The organism is Streptomyces sp. NPDC048461, assembly GCF_055587105.1.
Genome location: NZ_JBVJGW010000015.1, coordinates 162,968 through 176,594, shown reverse-complemented (window position 1 = coordinate 176,594; position 13,627 = coordinate 162,968). Strand labels below are relative to the sequence as shown.

14 protein-coding genes are annotated in these 13,627 nt (G+C 74.7%); 9 read left to right on the top strand and 5 right to left on the bottom strand.

Features of this window, described 5'->3' with window-relative positions; translation table 11 throughout:
• Positions 1–19 precede the first annotated feature (19 nt).
• Positions 20–559 (bottom strand): GNAT family N-acetyltransferase, encoded by a 540-nt coding sequence (locus ACZ6S8_RS25225; RefSeq protein ID WP_469459313.1) that lies wholly within the window; start codon positions 557–559, stop codon positions 20–22.
• Between the two features lie 146 nt (positions 560–705).
• On the opposite strand from ACZ6S8_RS25225, the gene ACZ6S8_RS25220 reads away from it, so the two are divergent.
• From ACZ6S8_RS25220 to ACZ6S8_RS25205, 4 genes are all read left to right on the top strand, one after another.
• Positions 706–1,284 carry a DUF5134 domain-containing protein gene (locus ACZ6S8_RS25220; RefSeq protein ID WP_469459311.1) on the top strand — a complete coding sequence of 193 codons (579 nt, stop codon included), beginning with the start codon at positions 706–708 and terminating at the stop codon, positions 1,282–1,284.
• 81 nt (positions 1,285–1,365) lie between these two features.
• A complete protein-coding gene (locus tag ACZ6S8_RS25215; RefSeq protein ID WP_469459308.1) occupies positions 1,366–2,304 on the top strand; it encodes a M56 family metallopeptidase in 939 nt (312 codons plus the stop codon).
• An 80-nt stretch (positions 2,305–2,384) separates the two neighbouring features.
• Entirely contained in the window at positions 2,385–3,071 is a 687-nt protein-coding gene (locus ACZ6S8_RS25210; RefSeq protein ID WP_469459306.1) for a phosphatase PAP2 family protein, read from the top strand.
• Between the two features lie 40 nt (positions 3,072–3,111).
• Entirely contained in the window at positions 3,112–3,795 is a 684-nt protein-coding gene (locus ACZ6S8_RS25205; protein ID WP_469459304.1) for a TetR/AcrR family transcriptional regulator, read from the top strand.
• Positions 3,796–3,840: 45 nt separating this feature from the next.
• Here ACZ6S8_RS25205 and ACZ6S8_RS25200 read toward each other — a convergent pair whose 3' ends face one another.
• Positions 3,841–5,322 (bottom strand): LVIVD repeat-containing protein, encoded by a 1,482-nt coding sequence (locus ACZ6S8_RS25200; RefSeq protein ID WP_469459302.1) that lies wholly within the window; start codon positions 5,320–5,322, stop codon positions 3,841–3,843.
• Positions 5,323–5,400: 78 nt separating this feature from the next.
• Between ACZ6S8_RS25200 and ACZ6S8_RS25195 the strand changes: the two genes are divergently transcribed.
• Positions 5,401–6,060, top strand: coding sequence for a DUF305 domain-containing protein (locus ACZ6S8_RS25195; RefSeq protein ID WP_469459300.1), 660 nt, complete (start codon positions 5,401–5,403; stop codon positions 6,058–6,060).
• A 53-nt stretch (positions 6,061–6,113) separates the two neighbouring features.
• Complete coding sequence (locus ACZ6S8_RS25190; RefSeq protein WP_469459298.1) at positions 6,114–7,472, top strand: FAD-dependent oxidoreductase; 1,359 nt, start codon at positions 6,114–6,116, stop codon at positions 7,470–7,472.
• A gap of 35 nt (positions 7,473–7,507) precedes the next feature.
• Here ACZ6S8_RS25190 and ACZ6S8_RS25185 read toward each other — a convergent pair whose 3' ends face one another.
• From ACZ6S8_RS25185 to ACZ6S8_RS25175, 3 genes are all read right to left on the bottom strand, one after another.
• Positions 7,508–7,852, bottom strand: a complete 345-nt coding sequence (locus ACZ6S8_RS25185) for an ArsR/SmtB family transcription factor (RefSeq protein WP_469459296.1) — start codon at positions 7,850–7,852, stop codon at positions 7,508–7,510.
• Between the two features lie 148 nt (positions 7,853–8,000).
• Positions 8,001–9,101: an NADH:flavin oxidoreductase/NADH oxidase gene (locus ACZ6S8_RS25180; RefSeq protein ID WP_469459294.1), complete on the bottom strand. Its 1,101-nt coding sequence runs from the start codon at positions 9,099–9,101 to the stop codon at positions 8,001–8,003.
• Positions 9,102–9,180: 79 nt separating this feature from the next.
• On the bottom strand, positions 9,181–10,497 hold the full coding sequence (locus ACZ6S8_RS25175; RefSeq protein WP_469459292.1) for a wax ester/triacylglycerol synthase family O-acyltransferase: 1,317 nt from the start codon (positions 10,495–10,497) through the stop codon (positions 9,181–9,183).
• 272 nt (positions 10,498–10,769) lie between these two features.
• Here ACZ6S8_RS25175 and ACZ6S8_RS25170 point away from each other — a divergent pair, with 272 nt between their 5' ends.
• The 3 genes from ACZ6S8_RS25170 to ACZ6S8_RS25160 all read left to right on the top strand — a co-directional run bounded on the left by ACZ6S8_RS25170 (position 10,770) and on the right by ACZ6S8_RS25160 (position 13,570).
• Positions 10,770–11,861, top strand: a complete 1,092-nt coding sequence (locus ACZ6S8_RS25170) for a WD40/YVTN/BNR-like repeat-containing protein (RefSeq protein ID WP_469459290.1) — start codon at positions 10,770–10,772, stop codon at positions 11,859–11,861.
• An 11-nt stretch (positions 11,862–11,872) separates the two neighbouring features.
• Positions 11,873–12,559 (top strand): uracil-DNA glycosylase, encoded by a 687-nt coding sequence (locus tag ACZ6S8_RS25165; RefSeq protein WP_469459288.1) that lies wholly within the window; start codon positions 11,873–11,875, stop codon positions 12,557–12,559.
• A gap of 96 nt (positions 12,560–12,655) precedes the next feature.
• Positions 12,656–13,570, top strand: a complete 915-nt coding sequence (locus ACZ6S8_RS25160) for a sirohydrochlorin chelatase (protein WP_469459286.1) — start codon at positions 12,656–12,658, stop codon at positions 13,568–13,570.
• Positions 13,571–13,627: the final 57 nt, after the last annotated feature.

Sequence of the window (13,627 nt, the reverse complement as noted above, 5' to 3'; positions counted from 1 at the left end):
CGGCGCGCCTCCGGCCGGCTCAGAGCGACTTGACCAGCAGCTCGAAGGCCAGGTCGTCCCGGAGGGGGACGCCGAAGCGCTCGTCGCCGTAGGGGAAGGGGCTCAGCTCGCCCGTGCGCCGGTAGCCGCGGCGGACGTAGTAGGCGATGAGCTCCTCCCGCACGTTCACCACCGTCATCCGCATCTCCTTGGCGCCCCACGTCCCGCGGGCGCGGTTCTCGGCCTCGGCCAGGATCTCCTTGCCGAGGCCGGCGCCCTGCAGTCCGGGGCGGACCGCGAACATCCCGAAGTAGGCGTGGTCGCCGCGGTGTTCGAGGTGACAGCAGGCCACGATCCCGCCCTCGCGCTCGACGACGAGCAGGATGCTGTCGGAACCGGCGATGATCTGGCGCACCCCCCCGGCGTCGGTGCGCTGCCCGTCCAGGTAGTCGGCCTCCGTGGTCCAGCCGGCCCGGCTGGCGTCGCCCCGGTAGGCGGACTCGACGAGCGCCACCAGCTCGTCCACGTCCGCCTCCACCGCGGTACGGAAGGTCAGGGCTGTGGGGTCGGCGGTCGACATCGGTGGCTCCGTTCTGCGCGCTGGCACACATGACGTGCCGGGTACGCCAAGGAGCGTAACCCGGGGCGGCGTGCGGGCCGTCCGGGGCGGGCATCTCTTCCCGTGACGCCGACGAACCGGGAGGTTCCGCCGTGCACGGTTCCGCCATGTCCCCCGCCCTCTCCTCCTGGCTGCTGGTGCTGCTGTGCGCGGCGAGCGGTGCGTACTGCCTGGTACGGGCGGGCAGCGCGGGCCGGGACGCGCGCGGGGCGACCGCCGGCGAGGCGGTGATGGGCCTCGGCATGGCGCTGATGGCCGTTCCGGCGGGGACCGGGGCGTGGGGGCCTCCGCTGCTGCTGGCCGTCTTCTGCGCGGCGGCGGCGCACGCCCTGTGGCTGCTGCGGGACGGCCCCCACCACGCGCACCACCTGGTGGGCTCGCTGGCCATGGCGTACATGGCGCTGACGATGACGGGCGGCGGCCCCGGCCCGGGGCACGGGGGCGGGCACGGGAACGCCGCGGGCGTGCCGCTCGTCACCGGGGCGCTGCTCGTCTACTTCGCCGGGTACGTCCTGCTCGGCGGGGCCCGGCTGGTGGCGGCGGGCGGCGGCGGGGACGGCCCGGGCGCGGCCGGAAGGGGAGGCGCGGCCTCCGCCGCGGGTGCCCCGCCGAGGCCGGCCGAGCTGGTCCGGGCCTGCCGACTCGCCATGGGCATCGGCATGTTGGCCATGCTGCTCACGATGTGACGCCCCGCGGAAACGTGTCGTGCGTCACCAAAGCCCCGGGGCCGTACCCGCAGGTAGGCCCGCGCTCATAGGCTGGCGGACATGATGGTCCCCGCCGCACTCCTGCTGCTCGGCGCCCTGACCGCGGTGCTCGCCCCCCGCCTGCTGCGCCGGGCCCGGTGGCCCGAGCGCGAACCCGTGGTCGCCCTGTGGGTGTGGCAGTGCGTGGTGGCCGCGGTGCTCCTGTGCTTCGGGCTGTCGATGCTGCTGAGCGCGGCGGCCGCCTGGCAGGCGGTCCGCGGCCGGCTCTTCGCCGCCGCCCCGCACGGTGTGGTCGACGCCTACGCCCTCGGCGCCTCCGGCGGCACCTGGGCCACCGGCACCGCGCTCGCGCTGGCCGCCGGAGCGCTGTGGACCGGGGCGATGCTGGGCCGCGAGGTGCTCCGGGCGCGCACCCGGCGCCGGGCCCGGGACACCGAACTGCGCCTACGGGCACCCCTGTTGCCCGGCGAGGACCCGGCGGGCGCGCGGCTCGTCGTCCTGGAGGGCCCGCGGCCGGACGCCTGGTGGCTGCCCGGCGCGGCCCCGCAGCTGGTGGTCACGACGGCGGCCCTGGCCCGCCTCAAGGGGAGCCAGCTGGACGCCGTCCTCGCCCACGAGCAGGGCCACGCCGCGGCCCGGCACGACTGGCTGCTGCACTGCTCGCGCGCGCTGGCCGGGGGGTTCCCGCAGGTGCCGGTCTTCGCGGCGTTCGAGGCGGAGATCGACCGCCTGGTCGAGCTGGCCGCCGACGACGTGGCCTCGCGCCGCTTCGGACGGCTGACGATCGCGCTGGCCTTGGTCGGGCTCAACGAGGACCGCGGGGTGTTCGGTCCGTCCCCCGCTCCGCAGGCCCACGTGCCGCACCGGGTACGGCGGCTGCTGTCCGCCGCGCCCCGGCTGTCGCCCGGCCGGCGGCTGCGGCTGACGGCACTGGCCGCGCTGGTGCCGGCGGTGCCGCTGCTGGTGGCGTTCGTACCGGGCCTGAGCGCGCTGGCGTAGCGGCCCCGGGCACCCGCGGCCGCGGCGCGGCGGGCGCGCCCGCGCCCGGCACGGCCGCCGCCGGTGCGAGGATCGGGCGCATGCGGAACGACGACCTACACCTGCGCCGGACCGGCATCGGCTGCGTGGCGGCGGCGGTCGCCCTGACCGTACTGGTGGTGGCGCGGTGGGAGCCGCTGCTCTCGCTCGACGGCCGGATCGCCCGCGATCTGCACGCCCGCGCGATCGCCGATCCGGGCACCACGCAGCTGATGCGGGTGCTCTCCGACTGGGTGTGGGACCCCTGGACGATGCGCGCGCTGGCCGCCGCGGCCTGCGTCGCGCTGTGGTGGCGCGGCGACCGGCAGCGGTCCCTGCGGGTGGCGCTGGCGGCGGTGGTGGCGTCGGTGGTGCAGCAGGGGCTGAAGGCCCTGGTGGGGCGGGAGCGGCCGCAGTGGCCGGACCCGGTCGACTCGGCGCACTACGCGGCCTACCCGTCCGGCCACGCCATGACCGCGACGGTGGTGTGCGGGATGCTGCTGTGGCTGCTCCCCGGCGCGACGCCGCGGTGGGCGGTCGCGTCCGCCTGGGCGGTGGCCGTCGTCTCGGTGCTGGGGGTGGGCTTCACGCGGCTCTACCTCGGGGTCCACTGGACCTCGGACGTGCTCGCGGGCTGGCTGTTGGGCGTGGCCGTGGTGGCTCTGGCGACGTGCGCGTACGGCGGTCACGGGCGTGCCTGCTCTGGGCGATCCCCCGTGTCACCCAGAGCAGGCGACCCCGAACGCTGAGTATATTGGCTCGGAGCCAGTCAACGCAGCAGGAGCAAGCATGGTCCCGCGCAGCGCATCGGTCAATGAAGAATTGCGCAGACGTTCCAGGGAGCGGCTGCTGCAGGCCACGGTCGAGCTCGTCGCCGAGCGGGGCTACGAGGCGACGAAACTGGGCGACATCGCCGACCGGGCCGGCGCGGCCCGGGGGCTGGTCTCGTACTACTTCCCGGGCAAGCGGCAGCTGCTGCAGTCGGCGGTGCACCGGCTGATGCACCTGACCCTGCACGCCGCGCTGGAGCGCGAACCGCGCCCCGCCGGGGCGGACGCGGGCCGCGAGCGCCTCGCCCGCGCCATCGACGCCGTCCTGGGGCTGGCGCGGGACCAGCCGCGGCTGATGCGGACGCACATGGCGGGCATCCTGCAGGCGGAGGGGTTTGTCCGGTGCCAGGAGCAGCAGCGGCTCGCCGAGCTGCTGCGGGACACCGTGGCCCGGTACGGCTCGGCCGACGTGGACGCCGACTACCCGCTGCTGCGGGCCCTGCTGATGGGCGCGGTGGTGGCGGTGCTGCTGCCGGGGGCGCCGATGCCGGCGTCCCGGCTGCGGGCGGAGCTGTTCCAGCGGTACGGGCTGGACTGGGAGCTCGGCGCTCCGCCGGACGGAGGACCGCCCGGCGGAACGTTTCCCCGCTACGGGGTGTCGTCAAAGTCTTTTCGTACGCCCGGACGGCAGGAACGAATGTGACGACACCCCCCTAGGCACGACGGCCCGTGGGGCGTCGGCCGGTCGCTAGTGGTACTCGGGCTGGGTCTGGACGTTGAGCCGGTCCATCCGCACCCACTTGGCGCTCACGGTCCGCCAGTCGTCGAGCCTGAGCACGTCGAGGCCCTTGGTGATGTCGTTCGAGTAGATGTGGCCGTTGTAGTAGTACGCGGACCAGGACCCGCCGAGCCCGAGGGCGTCCGTGGTGAGCGGGCCGCGCTCGAAGTAGCCGATCTCCTTGGGCTTGGAGGAATCGGTGAAGTCCCAGACCGAGATGCCGCCCTGGTACCAGGCCTGGACCATGATGTCGCGGCCGCCGCCGACCGGGACCAGCGAGCCGTTGTGGGCCACGCAGTTCTCGGTGTCGGCCTGGTGGCGCGGGATCTTGAAGTAGCTGCGGAAGGCGAGCTTGCGCTGGTCGCCGCGGCCGGTGATGTCGTAGATCCCGTCGGCGCCCCGGTTGGGGCCGGTGGCCTCGTTGCAGGTGGCGCCGCCACCGCCGCCGAGCTCGTCGGTGAACACCACCTTGTTCGCGCGCTCGTTGAAGGTGGCCGAGTGCCAGAACGCGAAGTTCACGTTGTCCTGCACCCGGTCGATCACGCGTGGCTGCTCGGGCCTGCTGATGTCGAAGAGGATGCCGTCGCCCATGCAGGCGCCGGCGGCCAGGTTCCGCGACGGCAGCACGGTGATGTCGTGGCAGCCGGTGGTCTTGGAGACGCCCGGGTTGGTGGGCCCGCCCGGGTTGCCGCCGTCCGGGAACAGGATCGGGAAGGCGACGACCGCGGCCTTCGTCGGCGCCTTCTTCGGGACCTTCACCACCGAGATGCCGTCGTGCGGCGGCTTGCAGTCGGGGAAGGCCTCGTTCGGGGAGTAGGAGGCGACGTAGAGGTAGATGTCGCGGCTGCCCGGCACCAGGGTGTGGGTGTGGGAACCGCAGGCGGTCTCGACGGACTTGATGTACTTGGGGTTCTTCTTGTCCTTGATGTCGAAGATCTTGATGCCCTCCCACGAGGACTTCTCCGTGGCGGGCTGCGAGACGCTGTTGCACGAGTCGTCGCTGCGCGAGGAGTCGGTGGAGAGGAAGAGCAGGTCGCCGTGGACGGAGATGTCGTTCTGCCCGCCCGGGCAGAGCACCTGGGTGACCGTCTTCGGCGCCTTCGGGTTCCCGATGTCGTAGATCGTGAAGCCGTTGTAGTTGCCCGCGTACGCGTACCTGCCCTGGAACGCCAGGTCGGAGTTGATCACGGTGGGGTCGGCGCTCGGGATGTTGGCCAGCGGCTTGATGTTGGCGCTGTGCACGATCTCGTCCTGGCCGGGGATCTCACCCGGGGCGAGCTCCCGGCCCTCGACGAGGCCGGAACCCTGCTGTCCGCCGGTGCCCGGCGTTAAGTCACCCGGGTCGGGGGTGGCGGCCGCCGGGCCGGCGGCCAGGAGCATGGCGAGCCCGGCCGCCGCGACGACCGCTCCCAGACTCCTTTTCCGCACTCTGATGGTGTGCAACGAGGTCACTGTGCCCTCCATTGGGAGTCCGATCGGTTCCGCGCCGGGTGGGCGCGGAACCAGGACCCCGGCAGTATCTTCCTTTCCATGGACATGGCAAAAGGGTTACTCGGCCGATTCTCCGGAGCGGTTGTGGCCGCCGGCCTCCTGTCGGCGCTCGCCGGCTGCGGGGCGGACGCACCGCAGGACCGGGCGGACGACGGCCGGGCCGTGATCGTCGCGCCGGGCAGACCCGGCGAGAAGGCGCGCACCCTCACCCCCGAACAGGCCGCGCGGGAGAAGCCCGACGACAGCGCGAACGCCGCCGACCGCGCCTACGTGCGGAACATGATCGAGCACCACCGGCAGGCCCTGACGATGAGCGCGCTGGCCCCGGCGCGGGCCGCCGCGGACGGCGTCAAACGCCTGGCGGAACGGATCACGGCCGCCCAGCAGCCCGAGATCGGGGCCATGGAGAAGTGGACCGCCCGCCATCCGGCGCCGCAGTCGGACGCCGGCGCGCACCCGCACGACCACGGCACGATGCCGGGCATGGCGACGCCGCAGCAGCTGGCGGATCTGGCCGCGGCCTCGGGGGCCGACTTCGACCGGCTCTTCCTCAGGCTGATGACGGCCCACCACGAGGGCGCGGTGAAGATGGCCGGCGAGGCACTCGCCGGCGGCAACAACGTGGCCGTCGAGGAGATGGCCAACGAGGTCGTGGCCACGCAGAGCGCCGAGATCCACCGGATGCGCGCCATGGGCTGACGGCCGCGGGGCCCGGTGTCATGCTGGGGACCACCCGCGTGAGGAGCTCCGCCGTGCTTCACATCGCCGTCGTCGGATCGGGCCCCAGCGGGGTCTACGCCGCGCAGACCCTGGTGCAGCAGCGCGAGGTGCCCGGCGTCCGGGTCGACGTCCTGGACCGGCTGCCGGCCCCGTACGGACTGGTGCGCTACGGGGTCGCCCCCGACCACGAGAAGATCAAGTCGCTGCAGGGCAGCCTGCGCACCGTGCTGGAGGACGAGCGGGTCCGCTTCCTCGGGAACGTCGAGGTCGGCGGTGAGGCCCTGACCACCGGACGGCTGCTGGAGCTCTACCACGCGGTGGTGTACTGCGTGGGGGCGGCACGGGACCGGCTGCTGGAGGTCCCCGGGGAGGACCTGGCGGGGGTGCACTCCGCGACGGACTTCGTGGCCTGGTACAGCGGGCACCCGGACGCCGCCGCCGCCGCCTTCGGCCTGGCCGGGGTGGAGTCGGCGGTGGTCGTCGGCGCGGGCAACGTCGCCGTGGACGTGACCCGGATCCTGGCCCGGGGAGCGGCCGAGCTGGCCCCGACGGACATGCCGCAGCCGGCGCTCGGCGCGCTCGGGGACAGCGGGGTGCGCGCGGTGGCGATGGTCGCCCGGCGCGGCCCCTCGCAGGCGAAGTTCACCACCAAGGAGCTGCGGGAGCTGGGCACGCTGCCGGGGGTGGACGTCCGCGTCGATCCCGCCGAGCTGGCCCTGGACCCCGCGTACGCCGATCCGGGCGCGGCCGCCGCGCTGCCCGCGGTGGCGCGGCGGAACCTGGAGGCGCTGCGCGGCTGGGCGCTGAGCGGCCCCGGCGGCACTGCGCGCGCGGTCGGCCTGCGGTTCTACCTGCGGCCGGCGCGGGTGCTGGGCGGCCCGGACGGCCGGGTCACCGGGGTGCGCTTCGAGCGGACCGCCCCGGACGGGCGCGGCGGGGTGACGGGGACGGGTGCGTACGAGGACGTCCCGGCGCAGCTGGTGCTGCGCTCGGTGGGGTACCGCGGCGTCCCCCTGGCCGGCCTGCCCTTCGACCCGGTGAGGGGTACGGTCCCGCACGCGGCGGGCCGGGTGCTGCGCGCGGGCCGGGCCTCGGTGGGCGAGTACGTGGCGGGGTGGATCAAGCGCGGCCCGACCGGGGTGATCGGGACCAACCGCCCCTGCGCGAAGGAGACGGCGTCCTCGCTGCTCCAGGACGCGGGGCGGCTGGCGGGGCGCGAGCTGCCCGGCGACCCGGTGGACGCGATGCGCGCGGCGGGGCTGTGTCCGGTGCGGTGGCCGGGGTGGCTGACGATCGAGGCGGCCGAGAGCGAGCTCGGGCGCTCGCTGGGCCGCCGCTCGGTGAAGATCCCGGACTGGGCCGGGCTGCTGGGGGCGGCCGGCCCGACGTAGGGCGGGACCCCGGACGCGGCCGAGCGCGCAGGCGCCTACGCCAGGCGGGCTTCCTCGGCGGCCGCCGCCGTGAGGACGGAGTCGAGGAGACCCGGGAAGAGGGCCTCCAGCTCCTCGCGGCGCAGGGCGTTGAGCTTGGCGGTGCCGCGGTAGGTCTGGCGTACGACGCCGCTCTCCCGCAGTACGCGGAAGTGGTGCGTGGTGGTCGACTTGGTGACCGGCAGGTCGAAGTGCGAGCAGGCCAGGTCGGCGGCGGAGACGGCGAGGTCCCGGGTGATGGAGAGGCGGACCGGGTCGGAGAGCGCGTGGAGCACGCCCTCCAGCCGGATCTCGGCGGCCTCGGGATGGGCGAGGGCGCGGGCCGTGTCGTGTTCCGTCATGTCCCTGCTCCACTCGCTCGACTCGCTCGGCCGGCGCGGCTCACCCGGCCGGCTCGGCGGGGCCCTTCGCGCCCGGCCCCATCGTACGAGAGCCGTCGTAGGACCGGTGGGGCGCGGCGCGGACGGGGGCGTCCGCGCCGCGTCCGGTTCACCAGGAGCGGTGGTACGGCTCCGGGGTGCGCGGCTCCGCGCCGAGTTCGGCGGCCGCGCGGCGGGCCCAGTAGGGGTCGCGCAGCAGTTCGCGGCCGAGCAGCACCGCGTCGGCCTCGCCGTTGGCGAGGATCTTCTCGGCCTGCTCCGGTTCGGTGATGAGGCCGACGGCGGCCACCGGGAGCGAGGTCTCGGCCTTGACCCGGGCCGCGAACGGCACCTGGTAGCCGGGGCCGACCGGGATCGTCACCCCGGGGGCGAGGCCGCCGGTGGAGACGTCGAGGAGGTCCACCCCGTGCTCCTGGAGCAGGGCGGCCAGCCGGACCGTCTCGTCGGCGGTCCAGCCGTCCTCCTCCAGCCAGTCGGTGGCGGAGATCCGGAAGAACAGCGGGAGGTCCCCGGGCCACGCCGCCCGTACGGCGTCGACCACTTCGAGCGCGAAGCGGGTGCGGTTCTCGAAGGAGCCGCCGTACGCGTCGGTGCGCCGGTTGCTGTGCGGGGAGAGGAACTCCCCGATCAGGTAGCCGTGGGCGCCGTGCACCTCCACGACCTCGTAGCCCGCGGCCAGCGCCCGCTCGGCGGCGGCCGCGAACTGCGCGGTCACCTCGTGGATCTGATCGACGGTCAGTTCGTCCGGCACCGGGTGGCCCTCGTGGAACGGCACCGCGCTGGGGGCGACCGGCCGCCAGCCGTGGGCCTCCGGGCCGACGGGGGCGCCGCCCTTCCAGGTCCGGTCGGTGGAGGCCTTCCGGCCCGCATGGGCGAGCTGGATCCCGGGAACCGCGCCCTGCGCCTTCACGAAGGCGGTGATCCGGCGGAGCGCCTCGACCTGGGTGTCGTTCCAGATGCCGAGGTCGTAGGGGGAGATCCGGCCCTCCGGGGAGACGGCGGTGGCCTCCTGGACGATGAGTCCGGCGCCCCCGACGGCGCGGGCCGCGTAGTGCGCGAAGTGCCAGTCGCCGGCCACGCCCCGGTTCGGCCCGGAGGGCTCGGCGCTGTACTGGCACATGGCCGCCATCCACACGCGGTTAGGGACGGTGACCGACCGCAGGACGTACGGCGCGAACAGGGCGGCGAAGGCGGTGGGGGCAGCACTCATCAGGACTCTCCAGACGTCACGGGCACGCCGGGGATCGGCGGCTAAGTACGAGATCCACCGTACTACGAATTCTCTCGTACTACGAGACCTCTCGTACAAGTGCGTCCAGCTCCGCGCGCAGCGCGTCCGCCAGGGCCGCCAGATCGGGCACGGCGGCCGCGTCGGCGACCAGCCCGTAGTGGACCGTCCCCTTGTAGGTGGAGACCGCGACCGCCAGCGACTGACCGCGCGCCAGCGGCGCGAGCGGGTAGACCTCGCGGACCCGGCTCCCGCCGAGCGAGAAGGTCAGTCCGGGCAGCGGGACGCTGGTGACCAGGATGTCGAAGAGCAGCCGGGCGGCCTGGGCGACGAGCGGGCCGCCGAGGCGGTGGCCGAGCGGGTGGACGTGGTCGGCGAGCAGCGCGACCGCCCCGGCGCCGCGGGCGGGCCCGGCGTCCTTGTTGCGGTCCATGGCGACCCGCACCCGGTCCAGGCGCAACAGCGGGTCCCGCTCGGCGAGCGGGAGCCGCAGCAGGTACCCCGAGAGCCGGTTGCCGCCGGCCCCGGCCCGGCCGCGACGGGAGACGGGGATCAGCGCGCGCGGGCCCGGCCCGCGGGGGGCGGGGTCGCCGCGCTCCTCCAGCCAGCGGCGCAGCGCGCCCGCGACCATCGCGATCAGCACGTCGTTGACGGTGCCGCCGGCGGCCTTGCGCACCAGGTTGACCTCGTCGAGGTCGAGGGCGAGGCCGGCGACCGTGCGGGCCCCGGCTCCGTCCGGGTCGGCGACGAGCGCCCCGGGCACGCCGAGCGGGAGCCCGGCGCGGGCGACGGCGGCGCCGATCTCCAGGGCCTGGCCGACGTCCTGCACCCGGGCGGCCAGGGCCCCGGGCAGCCTGCGCAGGGCGGAGCCGGCGTCCCGCTGGGCGGGGACCGGGCGGGCCGCGGCGCGCGGGGCCGGGCCCTCGTCGAAGAGCGAGGCCGCCAGCGCGAGCGCGCCGAGCCCGTCGGCGAGCGCGTGGTGGAACTTGAACAGCACCGCGAAGGCGTCGGGGCCGGGCCCGGCGAGCACGTGCGCCTCCCAGGGCGGCAGGTCCCGGTCGAGGGGCCGGGCCATGAGCGGGCCCGCGGCCTCGTGCGGGGGCGCGTCCCCGGTCCGTACGAGGAACACGTGCCGCGCCGCGTCGAAGTCCGGGTCCGGCGACCAGGCGGCCGCTCCGACCGGCAGCAGCACGTCGTGGATGCGGCGGCGCAGGCCCGGCACGGCGGCGCAGCGGGCGGTGAGCAGTTCGGCGGCGTGCTCGGCGGCGCCGGGTCCGGCGGCGTCGAAGACGGCGAGGGCACCGAGGTGCACGGGGTGGGCGGCGGATTCGATCCGCCAGAAGGCGAGGTCGAGCGGCGACAGGTGCTCGGTGGCCACGTAGGTCCTTTTCCATGCGGGCGGCAGTGGCCTGAAGTCAATCCATTGTGAACACCTCTATGCAAGCAGCGGTCATTTCTGTCGGGTAAATGATCGGGTAAATGATCTGCACCGATCAGGCCCGTACCCCCGGCGGTGCCCGCCGGGCCACTGTCGGTGGGCGGGTGCAGACTGGCCGGAAAGACCCGCACGGGCCACGCAGCACACGTGGTCCGGGCGGGAAGCCCGAAGGAAGATCCCGCCAGGGACAACGACGTCCGGAGGTGCCGGCCATGGCCGACGTACTACTGCTCGTGGGAACCCGCAAAGGACTCTTCATCGGCCGCCGGCAGGGCGGCGGTGCGTGGGAGTTCGACGGGCCCCACTTCAACGCCCAGGCCGTCTACGCGGTCGCCGTCGACCGGCGCGGGCCCGCGCCGCGGCTGCTGGTCGGCGCGGACAGCCTGCACTGGGGACCGTCCGTGTTCAGCTCCGACGACCTCGGGGCGACCTGGCACGAGCCGGCCGCGGCGGCCGTGAAGTTCCCCAAGGACACCGGCGCCTCCCTGGAGCGGGTCTGGCAGCTGCACCCCGCCGGTCCCGAGGCCCCGGACGTGGTCTACGCGGGGACCGAGCCGGCCGCGCTGTTCCGCTCCACGGACCGCGGCGACTCCTTCGAGCTCGTCCGGCCGCTGTGGGAGCACCCGAGCCGGTCGAAGTGGGAACCCGGGGGCGGCGGCGAGGGCCTGCACACGGTGATCACCGACCCGCGCGACCCGGACGCGCTGACGGTGGCCGTCTCCACGGCCGGGGTGTTCCGCAGCGCGGACGGCGGCGCCAGCTGGTCGCCGTCGAACGACGGGGTCTCCGCGGTCTTCCTGCCCGACCCGAACCCCGAGTTCGGGCAGTGCGTGCACAAGATCGCCCAGGACGCCGCGGACACCGACCGGCTGTACCTGCAGAACCACTGGGGCGTCTACCGCAGCGACGACGCGGGGGCCCGGTGGACCGACATCGGCGGCGGCCTGCCCTCCGACTTCGGCTTCGCCGTCGCCGCGCACCCGCACCAGCCGGACACCGCGTACCTCTTCCCGCTCAACGCGGACTCCGACCGGGTGCCGGCCGGGCACCGGTGCCGGGTCTTCCGCACCCGGGACGCGGGCGCCACCTGGGAGCCGCTCTCCCGGGGCCTGCCCGACGGGGACCACTACGGCACCGTGCTCCGCGACGCGCTGTGCACGGACGACGCGGACCCGGCGGGCGTCTACTTCGGCAACCGCAACGGCGAGCTGTACGCGAGCCACGACGACGGCGACAGCTGGCAGTTGCTGGCGGGGCACCTGCCCGACGTCCTGTGCGTGCGGGCGGCCACGTTGGGCCAGTAGAGTGATCCACCGTGGCAGCACGACCGTTGTACGAGATCGTCGAGCCGGGCTGGGCCCGTGCTCTGGAGCCGGTGGCGGGGCAGATCGCCGCCATGGGCGACTTCCTGCGCGCCGAGATCGCGGCGGGGAGGAGCTACCTGCCGGCCGGACCCCATGTGCTGCGGGCCTTCCAGCAACCGTTCGACGAGGTCAAGGTCCTCATCGTCGGCCAGGACCCCTATCCCACCCCGGGGCACGCCGTGGGCCTGTCGTTCTCGGTCGCACCCGAGGTGCGTCCGGTACCGCCGAGCCTGGACAACATCTTCCTGGAACTCCACCGGGACCTCGGCACCGGTCGCCCCGCCAACGGCGACCTCACCCCGTGGACGCAGCAGGGTGTGCTGCTGCTCAACCGCGCGCTGACGACCGCGCCCCGCCGCCCCAACGCCCACCAGGACAAGGGCTGGGAGGCCGTCACCGACCAGGCCATCCGCGCGCTCGCCGCCCGCGGCAAGCCGCTGGTCTCCATCCTGTGGGGCCGCGCGGCCCGCAACCTGAGGCCACTGCTCGGCGAACTGCCGGTGGTGGAGTCCTCGCACCCCTCCCCCAGGTCGGCCGACTACGGCTTCTTCGGATCCAGGCCGTTCAGCAGGACGAACGACCTGCTCACGGGCCTGGGTTCACAGCCTGTGGACTGGCGCTTGCCGTCAGTCAGTTGATCGTATCTGACATTCACCGGATAAATACGGACAGATGCCACCCGAGAAGGCCCTGCCCGAACACCCGGTTCCGATAAGCCAGTAGCATGCGGCGCCATGAGCTCCCCCACTGGGCCCGCAAATGGCCTGCCCGTACGAATGCCGCGACCCCGCCAGACCGGACGGCACCGCCGGCCCGAGCCCGCGGCGGCGCCCGAGGGCGCGCCCGCGCTGGTGCTCGCCGTGCCCGGTGCCCCTTCGGCCTCCTCCCGGAGCCTCGCGGAAGAGATCATCAGCATCGGCCGCTCCGAGCTGCCGGGCCTCGACGCCCGGATCGGCTTCATCGACGGTGACGACGCCTCCGAGTTCCCGTCGCTGTCCGGCGCGCTGGACGCGGTCGCGTCCGAACGCGCGGCGCGCGCGGAGTTCGCCCGCGCCGCCGGCCACGAGGTGCCCGCGCCGACCGGCCCGGACGCCGTGGTGGTGCCGCTGCTGGCCGGCCCCGACGGCGATCTGCTGCGCCGGATCCGCCAGGCCCTGATGGAGTCCTCGGCCGCGACCGAGCTGGCCGACGTGCTCGGCCCGCACCCGCTGCTCGCCGAGGGGCTGCACGTGCGCCTGTCCGAGGCGGGACTGGCCCGCGCCGACCGCGCCCGGCTCTTCACCGTGACCACCGCCGCCGACGGCATCGTGCTGGCCACCACCGGCGGCGAGGAGGCCGTGCAGGCCGCCGGGATCACCGGCATGCTGCTCGCCGCGCGCCTCGCCGTACCGGTGAAGGCCGCCGCGCTCGACGAGGAGGGCTCGGTGGCCGCGGTCGCCGAGCAGCTGCGCCGCGAAGGGTCGACGCAGCTGGCCCTGGCCCCGTACCTGATCGGCCCGGAGGCGGCCGAGGGCCTGCTGGACACCGCGTGCAAGGAGGCGGACTGCGCCACCGCCGAGGTGCTCGGCTCCTACCCGGCGCTGGGCAAACTGGCCGTCGCGCAGTACTCCGCGGCCCTCGGGATCACGCAGGGCGCCGCCGCCCGCTGACCCGCACCCCGAAAGGGCCCGTACCCGCGCCGGGTACGGGCCCTTCGGCGTGCGTCG

Bases quoted from the DNA above. Each gene is read 5' to 3' on its own strand.
- ACZ6S8_RS25210 (WP_469459306.1), top strand. From the start codon at position 2,385: ATGCGGAACGACGACCTACACCTGCGCCGGACCGGCATCGGCTGCGTG.
- ACZ6S8_RS25205 (WP_469459304.1), top strand. From the start codon at position 3,112: ATGGTCCCGCGCAGCGCATCGGTCAATGAAGAATTGCGCAGACGTTCC.
- ACZ6S8_RS25225 (WP_469459313.1), bottom strand. From the start codon at position 559: ATGTCGACCGCCGACCCCACAGCCCTGACCTTCCGTACCGCGGTGGAG.
- ACZ6S8_RS25180 (WP_469459294.1), bottom strand. From the start codon at position 9,101: ATGAGTGCTGCCCCCACCGCCTTCGCCGCCCTGTTCGCGCCGTACGTC.
- ACZ6S8_RS25170 (WP_469459290.1), top strand. From the start codon at position 10,770: ATGGCCGACGTACTACTGCTCGTGGGAACCCGCAAAGGACTCTTCATC.
- ACZ6S8_RS25215 (WP_469459308.1), top strand. From the start codon at position 1,366: ATGATGGTCCCCGCCGCACTCCTGCTGCTCGGCGCCCTGACCGCGGTG.
- ACZ6S8_RS25195 (WP_469459300.1), top strand. From the start codon at position 5,401: ATGGACATGGCAAAAGGGTTACTCGGCCGATTCTCCGGAGCGGTTGTG.
- ACZ6S8_RS25160 (WP_469459286.1), top strand. From the start codon at position 12,656: ATGAGCTCCCCCACTGGGCCCGCAAATGGCCTGCCCGTACGAATGCCG.
- ACZ6S8_RS25220 (WP_469459311.1), top strand. From the start codon at position 706: ATGTCCCCCGCCCTCTCCTCCTGGCTGCTGGTGCTGCTGTGCGCGGCG.
- ACZ6S8_RS25185 (WP_469459296.1), bottom strand. From the start codon at position 7,852: ATGACGGAACACGACACGGCCCGCGCCCTCGCCCATCCCGAGGCCGCC.